This is a genomic window from Bartonella taylorii, assembly GCF_023920105.1.
In the GTDB taxonomy this organism is placed as follows: domain Bacteria; phylum Pseudomonadota; class Alphaproteobacteria; order Rhizobiales; family Rhizobiaceae; genus Bartonella; species Bartonella taylorii.
The window spans coordinates 517257-533999 of the sequence record NZ_CP083693.1 but is presented as its reverse complement, the minus strand read 5'-3'; the positions used below and the strand labels follow the sequence as shown (position 1 = coordinate 533999).

At 39.4% G+C, this 16743-nt stretch carries 15 protein-coding genes and 1 tRNA gene; 5 read left to right on the top strand and 11 right to left on the bottom strand.

All coding sequences use genetic code 11. From position 1 onward, the window contains the following. Window positions 1–13: 13 nt before the first annotated feature. The 5 genes from rpsJ to rpsL form a co-directional block, all read right to left on the bottom strand. Window positions 14–322, bottom strand: coding sequence for a 30S ribosomal protein S10 (gene rpsJ, locus LBE40_RS02170; RefSeq protein WP_004855744.1), 309 nt, complete (start codon window positions 320–322; stop codon window positions 14–16). 65 nt (window positions 323–387) lie between these two features. Continuing rightward, window positions 388–1563, bottom strand: coding sequence for an elongation factor Tu (gene tuf, locus LBE40_RS02165; protein WP_078691533.1), 1176 nt, complete (start codon window positions 1561–1563; stop codon window positions 388–390). 63 nt (window positions 1564–1626) lie between these two features. Further along, on the bottom strand, window positions 1627–3711 hold the full coding sequence (fusA, locus tag LBE40_RS02160) for an elongation factor G (RefSeq protein WP_004859218.1): 2085 nt from the start codon (window positions 3709–3711) through the stop codon (window positions 1627–1629). A 27-nt stretch (window positions 3712–3738) separates the two neighbouring features. Further along, window positions 3739–4209: a 30S ribosomal protein S7 gene (gene rpsG, locus LBE40_RS02155; protein ID WP_004859225.1), complete on the bottom strand. Its 471-nt coding sequence runs from the start codon at window positions 4207–4209 to the stop codon at window positions 3739–3741. Between the two features lie 18 nt (window positions 4210–4227). Then, a complete protein-coding gene (gene rpsL / locus LBE40_RS02150) occupies window positions 4228–4599 on the bottom strand; it encodes a 30S ribosomal protein S12 (RefSeq protein ID WP_004859227.1) in 372 nt (123 codons plus the stop codon). Window positions 4600–5096: 497 nt separating this feature from the next. On the opposite strand from rpsL, the gene xth reads away from it, so the two are divergent. From xth to LBE40_RS02125, 5 genes are all read left to right on the top strand, one after another. After that, a complete protein-coding gene (gene xth / locus LBE40_RS02145) occupies window positions 5097–5879 on the top strand; it encodes an exodeoxyribonuclease III (RefSeq protein WP_004859230.1) in 783 nt (260 codons plus the stop codon). A gap of 134 nt (window positions 5880–6013) precedes the next feature. After that, window positions 6014–6919, top strand: a complete 906-nt coding sequence (locus LBE40_RS02140) for a transporter substrate-binding domain-containing protein (protein ID WP_004859232.1) — start codon at window positions 6014–6016, stop codon at window positions 6917–6919. Window positions 6920–7061: 142 nt separating this feature from the next. Continuing rightward, window positions 7062–7814, top strand: coding sequence for an amino acid ABC transporter permease (locus LBE40_RS02135; RefSeq protein WP_004859236.1), 753 nt, complete (start codon window positions 7062–7064; stop codon window positions 7812–7814). Window positions 7815–7816: 2 nt separating this feature from the next. Next, on the top strand, window positions 7817–8533 hold the full coding sequence (locus LBE40_RS02130; protein WP_004859239.1) for an amino acid ABC transporter permease: 717 nt from the start codon (window positions 7817–7819) through the stop codon (window positions 8531–8533). An 11-nt stretch (window positions 8534–8544) separates the two neighbouring features. Then, window positions 8545–9291, top strand: a complete 747-nt coding sequence (locus LBE40_RS02125; protein WP_004859242.1) for an amino acid ABC transporter ATP-binding protein — start codon at window positions 8545–8547, stop codon at window positions 9289–9291. Between the two features lie 102 nt (window positions 9292–9393). Here the strand turns inward: LBE40_RS02125 and LBE40_RS02120 are convergent, their stop codons facing one another. The 6 genes from LBE40_RS02120 to LBE40_RS02095 form a co-directional block, all read right to left on the bottom strand. Continuing rightward, a complete protein-coding gene (locus LBE40_RS02120; RefSeq protein ID WP_004859245.1) occupies window positions 9394–10185 on the bottom strand; it encodes a tetratricopeptide repeat protein in 792 nt (263 codons plus the stop codon). Window positions 10186–10708: 523 nt separating this feature from the next. Beyond that, entirely contained in the window at window positions 10709–13432 is a 2724-nt protein-coding gene (locus LBE40_RS02115) for a valine--tRNA ligase (protein WP_004859248.1), read from the bottom strand. 150 nt (window positions 13433–13582) lie between these two features. Beyond that, window positions 13583–14149 (bottom strand): DUF2497 domain-containing protein, encoded by a 567-nt coding sequence (locus LBE40_RS02110; RefSeq protein WP_004859250.1) that lies wholly within the window; start codon window positions 14147–14149, stop codon window positions 13583–13585. A gap of 270 nt (window positions 14150–14419) precedes the next feature. After that, window positions 14420–15736 carry a TolC family outer membrane protein gene (locus LBE40_RS02105; protein ID WP_004859253.1) on the bottom strand — a complete coding sequence of 439 codons (1317 nt, stop codon included), beginning with the start codon at window positions 15734–15736 and terminating at the stop codon, window positions 14420–14422. Window positions 15737–15769: 33 nt separating this feature from the next. Further along, window positions 15770–16444, bottom strand: a complete 675-nt coding sequence (locus LBE40_RS02100; RefSeq protein WP_004859255.1) for a protein-L-isoaspartate O-methyltransferase family protein — start codon at window positions 16442–16444, stop codon at window positions 15770–15772. 213 nt (window positions 16445–16657) lie between these two features. Then, window positions 16658–16731: transfer RNA gene (locus tag LBE40_RS02095), tRNA-Cys, on the bottom strand. Window positions 16732–16743: the final 12 nt, after the last annotated feature.

The window sequence follows — 16743 nt, the reverse complement described above, 5'->3', positions numbered from 1 at the left end:
CTGTCCTCAAACCTCAGAGCTTAATCTCTACATCCACACCAGCAGAAAGATCAAGCTTCATAAGCGCATCCACTGTTTGCGGCGTTGGATCAACAATATCAAGAAGACGCTTATGTGTACGCATTTCAAACTGCTCACGGCTCTTCTTATCGATGTGTGGCCCGCGATTGACCGTAAACTTCTCAATCCGCGTTGGAAGCGGAATAGGACCACGGACATTTGCTCCAGTACGCTTGGCAGTCGACACAATCTCACGTGTCGATGCATCAAGAATTCTGTGATCAAACGCTTTCAAGCGAATGCGGATATTCTGACTGTTCATGCTCTTTTATTTCCTTGTCATGTAAAGCGCCTTTAATAACTAAAGACGCCCTCAACAACCATTATTTATTCAATGATCTTAGAAACGATTCCTGCACCAACAGTACGACCGCCCTCACGAATAGCAAAACGAAGTTTCTCTTCCATGGCAATTGGAACAATCAAAGAAACATCCATCGCAACATTATCACCAGGCATAACCATCTCTGTTCCTTCTGGAAGCGTAACAATCCCCGTCACATCCGTTGTACGGAAGTAAAATTGAGGACGATAATTCGTGAAAAATGGAGTATGACGACCACCTTCATCTTTCGTTAAAATATAAGCCTCTGCCTTAAAGCGTGTATGAGGTGTAACTGAACCAGGCTTCGCCAAAACTTGTCCACGTTCAATTCCTTCTCGATCAACCCCACGAAGCAACGCACCAATATTGTCACCAGCTTGCCCCTGATCCAAAAGCTTGCGGAACATTTCAACACCTGTAACCGTCGTCTTAGATGTCGGACGAATACCTATAATCTCGATTTCCTCACCAACTTTAATGACACCGCGCTCAACACGACCAGTAACAACTGTCCCACGTCCTGAAATCGAAAAAACATCTTCAATCGGCATCAAAAATGGCTGATCAACTGGACGCTCAGGCGTTGGTATATAATTATCAACTTCACTCATCAGAAGACGAACCGCATCTTCACCAATGCTTTTATCTTTATCTTCAAGTGCGGCCAGTGCCGAACCTTTAACGATTGGTATATCATCTCCTGGGAAATCATATTTTGATAAAAGCTCACGCACTTCAAGCTCAACAAGCTCCAAAAGTTCAGCATCATCAACCTGATCAACCTTATTGAGAAAAACAACAATTGCTGGGACACCAACCTGACGTGCTAGCAAAATATGTTCACGTGTTTGAGGCATCGGACCATCAGCAGCTGAAACAACCAAAATCGCTCCATCCATCTGCGCTGCTCCCGTGATCATGTTTTTCACATAGTCCGCGTGACCAGGGCAATCAACATGCGCATAGTGCCGTTTCTCTGTTTCATATTCAACATGCGCTGTAGAAATGGTAATTCCACGTGCACGCTCTTCTGGTGCCGCATCAATTTGGTCATACGCTTTAAATTCACCAAAATATTTCGTAATCGCTGCTGTTAATGAGGTCTTCCCATGATCAACGTGACCAATCGTACCAATGTTAACATGCGGCTTCGTACGTTCAAATTTGCTCTTTGCCATTTGAGCTCTCCATTTTCCGTCCAAATCAAGGACTAAGTTAAAAATTAATTACACAACCAAAAATCACGCGTATTTCTTTTGAATCTCCAAAGCAACCGCCGAAGGGACAGGCTCGTAATGATCAAACTGCATTGTATACTGTGCACGCCCCTGACTCATCGAACGAAGAGTATTCACATAACCAAACATATTTGCCAAAGGGACCATTGCATTCACAACTGTAGCAATACCACGCGCCTCAGTTCCTGAAATCTGACCACGACGAGAATTTAGATCACCAATGACATCACCAACATAATCTTCCGGAGTCACAACCTCTACTTTCATGATTGGCTCAAGAAGTTGGGCACCAGCCTTCTTTGCTCCATCACGGAAAGCCGCACGAGCAGCAATTTCGAAAGCTAAAACAGAAGAATCAACATCGTGATAACCACCATCGATCAAAGTAGCTTTTACACCAAGCATAGGGAAGCCTGCAAGAGGCCCCGACCCCATAACGCTCTCAATTCCCTTTTGAACACCAGGAATATATTCTTTAGGAACAGCACCACCAACAACTTTCGACTCAAAAATAAAATCATCACCATCATGAGGCTCAAAAATAATCTTTACACGCGCAAATTGTCCCGCACCACCAGATTGCTTCTTATGTGTATAATCAATTTCTGCCGTCTTGGTAATAGACTCACGATAAGCAACCTGAGGCTGGCCAATGTTTGCCTCAACCTTAAATTCACGCCTCATACGATCAACAATAATATCAAGATGAAGCTCTCCCATTCCAGCTATAATGGTTTGCCCCGATTCTTCATCAGACTTCACACGAAACGAAGGGTCCTCAGCAGCCAAACGATTAAGCGCTATACCCATTTTTTCCTGATCTGCTTTCGTTTTTGGCTCAATTGCAATTTCAATAACAGGCTCTGGAAAATCCATCCGTTCCAAAATAATAGGCTTCAAAGGATCACAAAGAGTATCACCTGTTGTTGTTTCTTTAAGCCCCGCGAGAGCAACAATATCACCAGCGAACGCTTCCTCAATGTCCTCACGAGAATTTGAGTGCATTTGAAGCATACGCCCCAAGCGCTCCTTCTTTCTCTTCACAGTATTTTCGAGAGAAACACCTTTTTGAACCTTACCAGAATAAATACGACAAAAAGTTAATGATCCAACAAAAGGATCATTCATAATTTTAAAAGCAAGCATGGAAAGAGGAGCGTCATCTGAAGATTCACGCGTCGCCTCAGATTCAGTTTTCACATCAACGCCACTAATTGCAGGGACATCAACCGGAGAAGGAAGATATGACACAACAGCATCCAAGAGCGGTTGAACACCCTTGTTCTTAAAAGCCGTACCACAAAGAACCGGATGAAACTGAACCTCTATTGTCCCTTTACGAATAAGAGCAACAAGCTGTTCATCGGTTGGCATAACACCTTCCAAATAAGCCTCGGTCGCGGCCTCATCAACTTCAACCGCCATTTCAATGAGTTTTTCGCGGTATTCTTCCGCCTTCTCCTTCAAATCAGAAGGAATATCAACCACTACAGCCGGAGCACCAATAGAACCATCCCACTTTAATGCCTTCATCTCAACAAGATCAACGACACCTTCAAAATCATTTTCAGCACCAATTGGCAATTGCAAAACAAGCGCTTTAGCCCCCAAACGCGAACCAACCATTTCTACACTACGATAAAAATCAGCACCTATTTTATCCATTTTATTAACGAAGACCATGCGCGGCACACGATATTTTTCAGCCTGCCTCCAAACAGTTTCTGTCTGAGGCTCCACACCAGCATTCGCATCCAACAACGCTATTGCACCATCAAGAACACGCAAAGAACGCTCAACTTCAATCGTAAAATCAACGTGCCCTGGCGTATCAATAATATTAAAGCGCCGCTTCCGACCATCCCGCCCTTCCCAAAAGGTTGTTGTCGCAGCAGATGTAATCGTAATACCACGCTCCTGCTCCTGCTCCATCCAATCCATCGTAGAAGTACCATCGTGGGTTTCACCGATTTTATGATTTTTGCCGGTATAAAACAAAATACGCTCAGTCATAGTGGTCTTACCAGCATCAATATGTGCCATAATACCAAAATTACGATAATCTTCAATTTTATATTCGCGAGCCATTGCACTTGCCTTAAATTTTTAACACGCCTACCAACGATAGTGAGAGAATGCACGATTAGCTTCAGCCATACGATGAACATCCTCACGTTTCTTGACCGCAGAACCGCGATTATTCGCCGCATCCATCAGCTCGCCAGAAAGACGATCAATCATTGTCGTCTCATTTCGACCACGCGCCGCTGAAATCAACCAACGAATAGCAAGAGCCTGACGTCGATCAGGACGAACATCAATAGGAACCTGATAAGTAGCACCACCAACGCGACGCGAACGAACCTCAATATGAGGAGCAACATTCTCCAACGCCTGATGAAACAGAGCCACGGGATCTGTTTTTACCTTCTTTTCCACAACCTCAAGCGCACCATAAACAATACGCTCAGCAACTGACTTTTTACCATCAAACATAATGGCATTCATAAATTTTGTAACAACCAAATCACCAAATTTTGGATCTGGATTAATTTCACGCTTTTCTGCTCTATGGCGACGGGACATTGGCTTTGTCTCTCAATATTATTTTGGACGCTTCGCGCCATACTTAGAACGACGCTGTTTACGATTCTTGACACCCTGCGTATCAAGCAAACCACGAATAATGTGATAACGAACCCCTGGCAAATCTTTTACACGACCACCCCGAATCATAACAACAGAGTGCTCTTGAAGATTATGCCCTTCTCCAGGAATATAACCGATCACCTCAAATCCATTTGTCAAACGGACTTTAGCAACTTTACGAAGTGCAGAATTTGGCTTCTTCGGTGTCGTTGTATAGACACGAGTACAAACCCCACGTTTCTGCGGATTCGACTGAAGAGCAGGAACCTTATTGCGCTTAACTGGCGCCACACGCGGTTTGCGAATCAACTGGTTTACGGTAGGCATGCGACCTTCCTCTTTATTCGATCTACGTTCGTCTCACCCACTTGGGCTTTTTCTTTTTTCTCCGATAATCGGAGCAGATACTAATTACACACAAAATCGGGCACGCTTGCTATAAACAGCTTACCCGATCAAAAGCAGAGAAGGCAATAGCCTCTTGCACTGGCATTTGCTTTTAACTTTTAAAAAACCTGTTTGAATGACCCTCTGGATAAAAACCAAAAACACACATCACTCTTACATCGGCCGTGGTAATCTCTAATAGCGAGAACACATACATTCGTCAAGGACTAAAACATCAGAAAGTTTTTAAAAATGAAAAATAATTAACATTGCAAAGCTTTAATCGGACTTCTACAAGAGTTCTTGATAAGCTAGATTACCATAGGAACATCTCCTATACAATAATTTTAAAAGGCCACATAATATCAGGGGCATTTATTTATAAAACATTTCAACGTAGCAATTTAATAAATTGCACACAATTTAAGACAAACACAATGAAAATAGTAACGTGGAATATTGCCGGAATAAAAGCACGACATGAAACATTATATCAATGGCTAAAACACAATCAGCCGGATATCGTCTGTCTACAAGAAATTAAAAGTACCGATGAGAATTTTCCACGCGATGCAATTGAAAGACTAGGTTATCACATAGAGACACACGGACAAAAAAGTTTTAATGGCGTTGCGATTCTCTCTAAAAAAACACCTGATGAAGTGATCCGTCGATTACCTGGCAATGATAATGATGAACAAACACGTTACATTGAAGCCGTTTATTCAACAAATAAAGGCATTGTTCGTGTTGCATCCCTCTATCTGCCAAATGGAAACCCTATCAAAAGCGAGAAATATCCTTATAAAATGGAATGGATGGAAAGATTGTATGTACATGCAAAAAAATTACTTGCGTATGAAGAACCCCTTGTCCTAGCCGGTGATTACAACGTCATTCCTACCCCATTAGATGCAAAAAATCCTCAAGAATGGAGTCATGACGCTTTATTTCTTCTACAAACAAGACAAGCATTCCAACGCATTATTCATTTAGGTTTTTATGATGCCATTCGTAATGTAACAGATACCTCCTCATTCAGTTTCTGGGATTTTCAAGCTGCTGCATGGCACAAAAATAACGGAATTCGCATTGATCATTTGCTCTTATCACCAGAAGCTATTGATCAACTTATCTGCGCTTATAGCCAAACAGAAGTAAGAGGATATCAAAAACCATCAGACCATGTACCCGTTTGGATTCACCTTAATTTCAGTTAGCTAAAGTACAACACCTAATTTTATTGTGATAAAAAATATCCCACCTAGAAAATAAATGTGCTACACCGTGCATAAAAAAATACCTTAAACAATAAAATTAATCACTAAAAATCGTAAATGAATGGAGGACATCAATGAGAAAATCACTGTTAATGTTTATTGCAGCAACTGCCATTGGGCTCACAAGTGTCGCACATGCTGGAAATGATACCCTTGAAAAAATAAAGAAGACAGGAGAGATCACGCTGGGTGTCCGTGAATCATCAGGTCTAGCCTATGCCCTTGGTAATGACAAATATGTAGGTTTCCACACAGAAATGGCAGAGCGTATTATCGACGATATTTCAAAAAAAATTGGCAAACCAATCAAAATTCATTATCTCCCTATCACATCACAAAATAGAATTCCCCTCTTGAAAAATAGTACCTATGATTTTGAATGTGGCTCAACAACAAATAATGTTGCTCGTAGTAAAGAAGCCACATTTGCTTATACCACTTATGTCGAAGAAGTTCGAATTGCTGTAAAGAAAAACTCTAACATTAAATCTCTTGCTGATTTAAATGGAAAAACAGTCGCGACTACCACTGGTACAACGTCTGTTCAGCTTATCCGTAAAAATAAACGTGCAAAAAATATTCACTTTAATGTTGTGAAAGGAAAAGATCACGGAGATAGCTTCTTATTATTAGAATCTGGTCGTGCAGATGCATTTGTTATGGATGCTTCAATTCTTGCGGGACATATTACAAAATCGAAAAATCCATCTGATTATATCATCCTAGATACTGTACTTTCAGTTGAACCTATCGCCTGCATGCTCAGATTAAATGACAAAAACTTCGAACAAGCAATTAATGATAGCATCGTGCGTCAAATCAAAGACGAATCACTTGAAAAACTTTATGATAAATGGTTTATGAAACCAACTCCGCCTGCAAACGCTATTGTCAACCTTCCTTTATCTAAATCAACAAGATATGCTTGGGAACATCCAAATAATAAACCTCGCGAAGACTATACAGAGAATAATTTGTAGTATTAGAAAAGAATAACCACACTCTTTGAAAATTGAGTGTGGTTATATTTTAGTTTATTTTTTAATAAATTCAGCATATGTAAAAATACTGCTGATTTATTATTCTGTTTTGCAGATGACTAAATTTAGGAAATATTAATTAATGGACTTTTCTTTCCTTTGTACAGATGATCTGAACCAAGCACTTGTGGCGGGATGTCTTGGCACTCCTGGTGTAAGTCATACCTATCTAGATACACTGCTTGATGGCTTAAAAAATACAGTTATATTATCGGTCTCTTCACTAATCTTAGCGGTACTTTTAGGCATCATTATAGGAACAATGCGCACTCTACCTAATACTTCCATGATCCGCTGCTTATTACGTGCTATTGGAAGTATGTGGGTAGAGATCATGCGTAACATTCCTTTGCTTGTACAAGTATTTTTATGGTATTTTGTTGTACCTAAAGTTTATCCACCAGCGATGAACTTTTCACCCATTCTCTTAATAACATGTGCCTTGGGATTCTTCACATCCGCCCGTATCGCAGAACAGGTCCGCTCAGGCATTGAAGCGATTCCTTCTGGACAGCGCCACGCAGCTATGGCAATGGGATTTACGACTTACCAAGTTTATCGTTATATCATATTACCGCGCGCTATGCGCACAATCATGCCACCGCTTACTTCAGAAGCAATGGGCATTGTGAAAAATTCGTCTATTGCATTCGCCGTTTCAATAAATGAACTGATGCAATTCCAATACCAAACAATCGAAGAAGTAAGTCATGTTTATGAAAACTATCTCATAGTCACAATTCTTTATATTTTTATAGCCTTATTCGTATTTATTATTATGACAATAATTGAGCAAATGCTCAAAGTTCCTAATTCTCAAACAGAGGAACACTAAATATGATAAATTTTATAACCTCTCAGTTTGGATTTTCTTCTCCTTTCAATTTTTCAGATTTTGATTTTTCATTTTTTACTTTTGATGTATTCTGTTCTTACATCTTATCAGGTTTGCTCTTTAGTATTTTTCTAACCCTTTTTGCGACTGTATTTGGACTTATTTTCGGTACGCTTTTAGCAATGATGCGGCTTTCTTCTATAAAACTACTCTCTTGGCTTGCAATAATTTATATAACTGCCATGCGTTCAATACCGCTTGTTATGGTTATCTTATGGTTTTTTGTCCTTTTACCTTTCCTAACTGGAACATCAATTGGTGCAAATAAATCAGCACTCATTACCTTTACTGCATTTGAAACCGCTTATTTTGCCGAGATTATGCGTGCCGGCATAAATTCTATTTCGCAAGGACAAAAACAGGCAGGGCAAGCTCTCGGAATGACATATTGGCAAAATATGTATGTTGTAATTCTGCCTCAAGCTTTTAGAGATATGCTTCCAGTATTTTTAACACAAGTCATTATCCTCTTTCAGGATACAACGCTTGTTTACGCAATCAGTGGGAATAGCCTTTTGAATGGTTTTGATATTGTTGCTAATAATTTTGGTGTGAAGCAAGAAGCTTATGTCTTGGCAGCTATTTTTTATTTTGTTATCTGTTTCACACTATCGCAAATAGTTCTGTATCTACAGAAAAAAATATCCATTATTCGCTAACAGGAAAAAAAATGTCTAATCATATGATCGAAATAAAAAATGTTTCCAACTGGTATGGCGAAATTAATGTTCTTAAAAACTGCACAGCCAATATTAACAAAGGAGAAGTTGTTGTAGTTTGTGGTCCATCGGGCTCAGGAAAATCAACCTTCATTAAAACTATTAACGCCCTTGTCCCTTTTCAAAAGGGGGAGATTTGGATTAATGGAATACCAGTTCACTCAAAAAAAACAAACTTGCCTAAATTACGCAGCCATGTAGGAATGGTATTTCAGCATTTCGAGCTTTTCCCACATTTGTCTGTCACAGAAAATTTAACAATTGCACAAATCAAAGTTTTAAAGCGCAGCAAAAAAGAAGCACTTGAACGTGGTTTGTTATATCTTGAACGTGTTGGACTCATTGAACATAAAAATAAATACCCTGGTCAACTTTCTGGAGGCCAACAACAACGTGTTGCTATTGCTCGCGCCTTAACTATGAATCCACTCGTTATGCTTTTTGATGAACCAACATCTGCTCTAGATCCTGAAATGGTGGGTGAAGTACTCGATGTTATGATTAGTTTAGCAGAAGAAGGTATGACGATGATTTGTGTAACACATGAAATGGGATTTGCGCAAAAAGTGTCTGAGCGTATTATTTTCATGGATCAAGGAAAAATCCTTGAAGATTGCTCATCTAAAGAGTTTTTTTCTGATCCACAAGCCAGAACACCTCGTACGCAGGATTTTTTATCTAAAATCCTTAGCCATTAACCATCATATTATAATATCCCTAAAAAACATCTCTGTTGTAAGCCAAACATAAGAGATGAAGATTTAGTGCCAGAGAAGCTGCTAAATATTGCAATAAAATATTCAAAAACTGTTATTTTTTAAAATATCACCAACTAGCGACATCACTATACCCTTTTCAAATTCATCACAAATGGCAAAAGCGTGTTCTTGCATAGGACGAATCCAATCCCGATCTTTTACATTCGCTTTTTCATAGGCTGCAGTTAGTAATGCTGTGCCGCGAACAACTTTTCCTGCCTGAAGCAGCATATTCCCAAACATCGCCTGAGCAGGAGGATTTCCTTTTCTTGCAGAAAGCTGGAACCATCGTGCCGCCTGTACAAGGTTTTTTTCTCTTCCCTCCCCCTTTAAAAATATTTTTCCTAAATAGTACTGAGCTTTAGGATTTTTATAATTCACCGCAGCCTGCATATAAAGACGAACAGCATAAGAAGGATTAGGTTTTACAGGTGAATGAGGGATACCTTTTTTTATATAACCCGCAAGTTTAACCAATGCATCAGAAATATAACTTTCATCCTCTGAACCAAGATCAGCACCTTTTTCAACAATATACGCAAAAAAATTGTATGCCTTATAATCATCTTCAGGGACACCATCACCCTCTGCATAGATATAGCCAAGCTTCCAATGTGCACCAATATTTCCCATATCCGCTGCACAACGCAACGCTGAAAGTGCCTGATTTATTTGCCCATTTTTATAAGCAGACATACCACGTTTCAAAAAATAAAACGAATTGTCAATAGCTTTCTGCGCGCTATTTGCATCTATCACACAAGCAAGCAAAAGAGCTCCTCCCAAAGTAGCAATAATCGAGACTTTTTCCCATACTCTAAGCCCGTTTACCATCTAAAACTTCTCCCCTCATCTCAGTTTTAATCATTACATTTATCACAAATTTCTTTTTATGTATTCGAAACCCTTTTAGTAAGAGAAACAAGCTATTTCCAATACCTTATATTCTAGCAGAAAGATGAATAAAACAAAATCTACCAAAATATCTGACAAAAAACTCTCATTTTTATGGACAATGAAACGATTTTTAATCATAAGTTATCGTTCTGTATTTTATATCAGATCTCTTGGTATATAGCATTTGGTTGTTTTAATATTCTCATTATGTTGTTCAATAGAAGAACACATATACTAAAAAGCAGTTTTAGAATAGATTACAATATATGATTAATAAATCATTTAAATGGAGAACAACAAGCAAGATTAGAGGTAAATAAACATAATACAGTATTAACTTACTATTTTATAAACGTAAAAAGATGAAATTAAAGAAAAGAACATTTTTCAAAGAAAACCTATCAATCAGTAACCTAATGGCATGAAGTTGTCCATGGAAAGAATAGAATAAAAGGTCCAATTACACCAATCTCTCTAAAGCAATAGATATTTTTTTTTGCGTAGCACGCAATTCTACAATTCTGTTACGTTCAACCTCAACAATTTCCGATCTTGCATTTGCTATAAATTTTGGATTGTTTAATTTAACCGATATTTTTTCAATATCTTGCTCAATTTTACTAACGTCTTTCATCAAACGAGCACGTTCAGCTTCCAGATCGATCAATTTCCCCAATGGTAAACAAAAAATCGCCTCTCCAAAAATCATTTGCGCTGAAACAGCTGGAACTTTATCAGAAAAATTTATTGTTTCAATACGCGCTAACTTTTTAAGAAGAGTACCATAACGCTGCACACGCTCTTGCGTTAAATCCCCTGCCTCTACAATAACAAGAGGTGCTAATGCCCCTACTGGAATGTTCATTTCAAAACGAACAGACCGAAGCTCACTGACAACATCAATAAGCCAATTAATATCGGCAGCAGCCTCTTCATCTACAAACTCTTCCTCTGGCCATTGTATCAATGCTAGCACATCTTCACGCTTCATGCTTGGCGTTTCTGTAAGAGACCACAACTCCTCCGTCACATGAGGCATAAAAGGATGAAGAAGTTTATAAACCTCATCTAAAACCCAAGCAGTACAGGCTTGAGCCTCACTTTTATCATCCTCATTCGAACCTTGAAAAATAGGTTTGAGAAGCTCCAAATACCAATCACAGAGTGTATTCCAAATGAAGCGATAAAGCGCACTAGCAGACTCATTAAACTTATAATTTTCAATACCAGCGGTCACTAGAGAAACAGTTTTAGATAACTCTGTTAAAATCCAACGATTAAGTGCAAGTTTCACTTTTTTTGGCTTAAAAGTAGGATCATGCTTAACACCGTTCATCTGTGCAAATCGGGTAGCATTCCATAATTTCGTAGCAAAATTACGATAACCTGCAATACGAGAGGGATCAAGTTTTACATCACGCCCCTGTGCCGCCATAATAGCCAAAGTAAAACGCAATGCATCTGCACTATATTGATCAATGAGCTCCAATGGATCAATTATATTCCCCTTCGACTTTGACATTTTTGCCCCCTTCTGATCTCGAACGAGAGCGTGCACATAAACCGTTGGGAAAGGAACCTCACCCATAAAGTGAAGCCCCATCATCATCATACGGGCAACCCAGAAAAAGATAATATCAAATCCTGTAACGGATAGAGATGTTGGATAAAAAGTGGCTAATTCAGTCGTTTTATTGGGCCAGCCTAGCGTTGAAAAAGGCCAAAGAGCTGATGAAAACCATGTATCTAAAACATCTTGATCACGGGTTAATTCAACCATTTCACCATAATGAGAGAGAGCTGAATCCAAAGCTTCTTCCTCACTTTTTTCAACAAAAACCGTACCATCAGGACCATACCAAGCCGGTATTTGATGCCCCCACCATAATTGGCGCGAAATGCACCAAGGTTGAATATTTTGCATCCAATTGAAATAGGTTTTCTTCCAACTATCGGGAACAAATTGTGTTTCCCCTTGACGAACAGCCTCTATCGCTGGCTTAGCTAATTCTGCAGCATGGACATACCATTGATCTGTCAAGAATGGTTCAATAGGTACTCCACTACGATCCCCATGAGGAATAGTGTGTGGATGATCATCCACAGCTGCTAAATATCCTCCCTCTTCCATTAAAGAAACAATCTTATCGCGCGCAACAAAACGATCAGATTTATCGAGATTTTCTACCAATATTTTTAATTCATCCGATAAAATCAAACCATCAAAAAATGCTTCATTCTCACGTAGAAAAATCTCCGCTTTTTTCGTAAAAATATTGATCAAACGTAGATTGTTGCGCTGCCCTACTTCAAAATCGTTAAAATCATGTGCTGGTGTAATTTTTACAGCACCACTTCCTTCATCAGGATCTGCATAAGCATCGCCAACAATCAATAACCTACGACCAACAAGCGGCAAAACAGCGTTTTGACCTATAAGATTTTTATAACGATCATCTTCAGGATTAACCGCAATTCCCGTATCACCAAGCATTGTTTCTGGCCGTGTTGTCGCCACTGTTATAAAAGTTGTGGCATCATTCGGATCAAAAACTTTACCTTCAAGTGGATACCTAAAGTGCCACAAATGGCCTTTGACTTCTTTTTGTTCAACTTCAAGATCCGAAATAGCCGTCAACAATTTAGGATCCCAATTAACCAAGCGCTTATCCTTATATATTAACCCTTGTTTATAAAGTGTAACAAAAACTTCACGAACAGCTTGAGACAAACCTTCATCCATTGTAAATCGCTCACGCGACCAATCACACGAAACACCAAGACGACGCAGCTGGTTTGCAATAACACCTCCAGTTTTGTGACGCCATTCCCAAATACGCTCAACAAATTTTTCTCGACCCATTTCTTGACGCGTAGGCTCTTGACGCTCGGCAAGTTGACGCTCGACAACCATCTGCGTAGCAATCCCTGCATGATCCATGCCAGGCTGCCATAACACATTCTTACCACGCATCCTCTGAAATCTAACCACAATATCTTGAATTGTCGTATTGAGTGCGTGCCCCATATGAAGTGAACCCGTAACATTGGGAGGCGGAAGCATAACACAAAAAGCCTCTGCATCACTTTTTGAACCCGCTCCCGCTTTAAAAGCACCACGAGCCTCCCACCTCTTCGCAACCCGTTGCTCTATGGAAGCAGCATCATAGTTTTTTTCTAACATTCCATCCATCCATAACGCCGCTGAAAAACGCAATATATGATCTAAAATCTGATCATATCCTTTGCAATCCTCACATATTCATATTAAGCCTGCAAAATTGCAAACAAAATCCTTATAAAATAAAATGAAAAACGCAAAAATAACGAAGAGTTAAGACGACTTTTTAATTGCCTTAACAATCTCTTCACGTAAAATATTCTCAAGTAAAACAGGCAATTTAGACTGTAACCATTCTGCTATAGCTGGACGCAAGACATCCTTTGCAATCTTCTCCGCAGAAGAAATACAATATTCAGACAATTCCACATGACCAGCAGCCACATTTTCCGAGTGTAATGTACAAACCTCATCACCATACTCTTTTGTTTTATGAACAGAACGCTGTTCTTCAGAAGAAAACTTCATCTTTTGCATATCCGCACCAACCGTATCACTTCCTTCCACCCTATTCTCTTTCTCTTGTGTTAAAGAAAAATCGTGATTTTCAGAAGAAAGACCAATACGATCAGCCAAAGCCTTCATCGCATCATCAACCGATAAAGCCGTATCATAAACACCTTCCGGTGCGACTGGTGAACGATCTGCAGACGCATTCACTGCAACATCTTCATTTAAAAAGTGATCAGGTTGAACTGCATTTTCTTCGATTATTTCACGAATAGATGTCAAAATTTCATCCATACTTGGCTCACGTAATACGCTTGAACTCTGTACCATACTTTAAAACCTCTCAAAGACGCAACAACAAACAGAATCACACTTTTAGTGTAAGGAAAAGAATCATAAGATCAACATGATCTCCCATTATATTTTCAAACATGCCATTATATTTTCAAACATAATTGTCACGAAGAAGACGCTATACACAACTTTCCTTCTTTATATAAAACAATATCCAACCACTATCTTTTTCAACATGCTCAACTACGGATTTTCTGACCTTTTAAAAATTAAAACTATTTGCAGATTAAAAGCCACTTTTAAGCATTATCGGATATATTTTACTGTTTTTAAACCTAAATAACCTGCAGTTAATTTACCAATAGAAGATTGAACACTATAGCTTGCTATAACAGCATTACGTTCTGCCGTAGCAAGCGCAATCTGAGCATTAATCAACAGAGTTCGAGAATTTAAAACATCCAATGTCGTCGCCTGTCCCACACGATTTTCTTGAAGACGACCTTTAAGAGCAATTTCAGCAGCACGTACACTTTCACGATAAGCAACGACAGATGCGCGTGCCCCCTTTAACTGAAACCAAGCAGAGGTAAGAGACTGTCTTATATTACTATGAGCTAAATCAAGTTGAAGATGAGCTTGTCCAAGTTGTTCCTTGGACTGGCGAATCTGAGCAGATGTACGCCCCCCTTCAAAAATTGGAACACTTAAAGACAATCCTATTGATTTAGAAACACCATCCTCCCCAGCACCATTGTAAATCCGATTATAAGACGCTGTTGCAGAAAAATCAACTTTAGGAAGCAACGCTCCTTCTTTTGCCTTTACATTGTAAAGGCTAGCATCAACCAAATATTTTGCATAAAGAATCGCTGGATGCAATGCAACGCTCATTTGGTAAGCCGCATCAAGACTAACCGGCAAATCTTTTGCCACTGGTGGATATGTTAATTTTTCAGGATCAGAACCAATAACTTGTCGATAAACTGCCTCTGCTGATTTTACATCAGCACGTGCAAGACTCAGTTCTGAAACAGCCACAGAACGCGCAGCTTGCGCTTGGGAAAGATCAACACGCCCTCCCTCTCCCACATCAAATTTTGCCTTATTGGAACGAACTTGCTCTTCAAGAGCCGCCAAATTTTCTCTACGAAGATCAGCAACACGACGTGCTTGATATACATTAGCATATGCTGTTACAGTATCGAGAAAGGTATTTTGCTCAGTATTACGAAGATATTCATGCTGTGCCTGCAGCTTAACCTGAGCTGAAGAAAACATGTTTTGCGTAACAAAACCGTCAAATAATCTTTGATTTAATCTTATTCCTATAGACCCAGAAGTTATATAAGGACCAGACATAGACTTATTCCGCCCATAACTTCCAATCCCCTCAATTTGCGGCAACAACCCCGACCGTGCAATAACTACATCATCACTTGAAATACGTAAAGCTGCCCGCTCACTATTTAATTTAGTATTGTGTATATACGCTTTAGCAAAAGCATCCATCAATGTTTCAGCACCAACCGACCCTGATAGTAAAAGACTCAAAACTAGCAACAAACAGGCTTGAAATTTCTTGTTTATTTTGAACACAATAACACACTCTAAATTAATCATAAAACTATCTTTTATTCACAAACAAAACAAACACTAAAATATAAAATCAGGTGTTTTTAAAAAACTAGGAAGGGGCTTTACAGCGAGATTAAAAGCACAACTAGCCGCAATGATACCATCTTGTTTTACATAGATTCGTGCAACACCGGAATTACCCTGTCCTTCAACCACAACAAGACGTCCAGTGTCTTTCATTTGATCAAAGATCCCCTCCGGAATAAAATCAACTGAACCCTCGATAAAAATCAGATCATAAGGTCCTTCGACGGCATATCCCTGCTCCAAAGGGCCATGAATCACAACCACATTATCATATTGATTACGTTCTAAAATCTTAGCTGCTCGTTCCGAAAGAGCTTTATTATTTTCTAATGCAATCACAGACCGTGCAAGCTTTGAAAGCAATGCCGTACAATAACCACTATTTGCACCAATATCTAAAACAATATCTGATGATTTTACAGCCGCAAGCTGTAATAATTTTGCGAGAGAAGCAGGCCCCATTGAATAGCACGCAGGTAATCCATTTTGCGCAGGACATACAATAATATCGCTATCAAGATAACTTAAGGCTCTTGTATCTTCTGGTATAAAATCTTCACGCGGTACCGTTAAAAAAGCTTCAAGAACCGATAAATCCGTCACATCTACTGTACGAATTTGATTGTCGACCATTTTGCGGCGAAGCTCTGCAAAATCTGCAACCATAACGACCATCTTCTCCTACATACAACAAAAACCACAACAAAACGGCGATAATGAGGGCCTAAAATCTTTTACTGTGGGTGTTACAAAAAAGTACGCTACAGTCAACAATTAGATTCTAACCGCACTATTTCTCGTGATGAAATCTCTTACCATAAAAGAAAGCCGTTTACTTGCGCATATTATCCCCTCAAAGCCATTTTATTTAAAACCAACTGGAGGCCTCGCCCGGAATCGAACCGGGATACAAGGATTTGCAGTCCTCTGCGTAACCATTCTGCCACGAGGCCTCGTCGACAAAC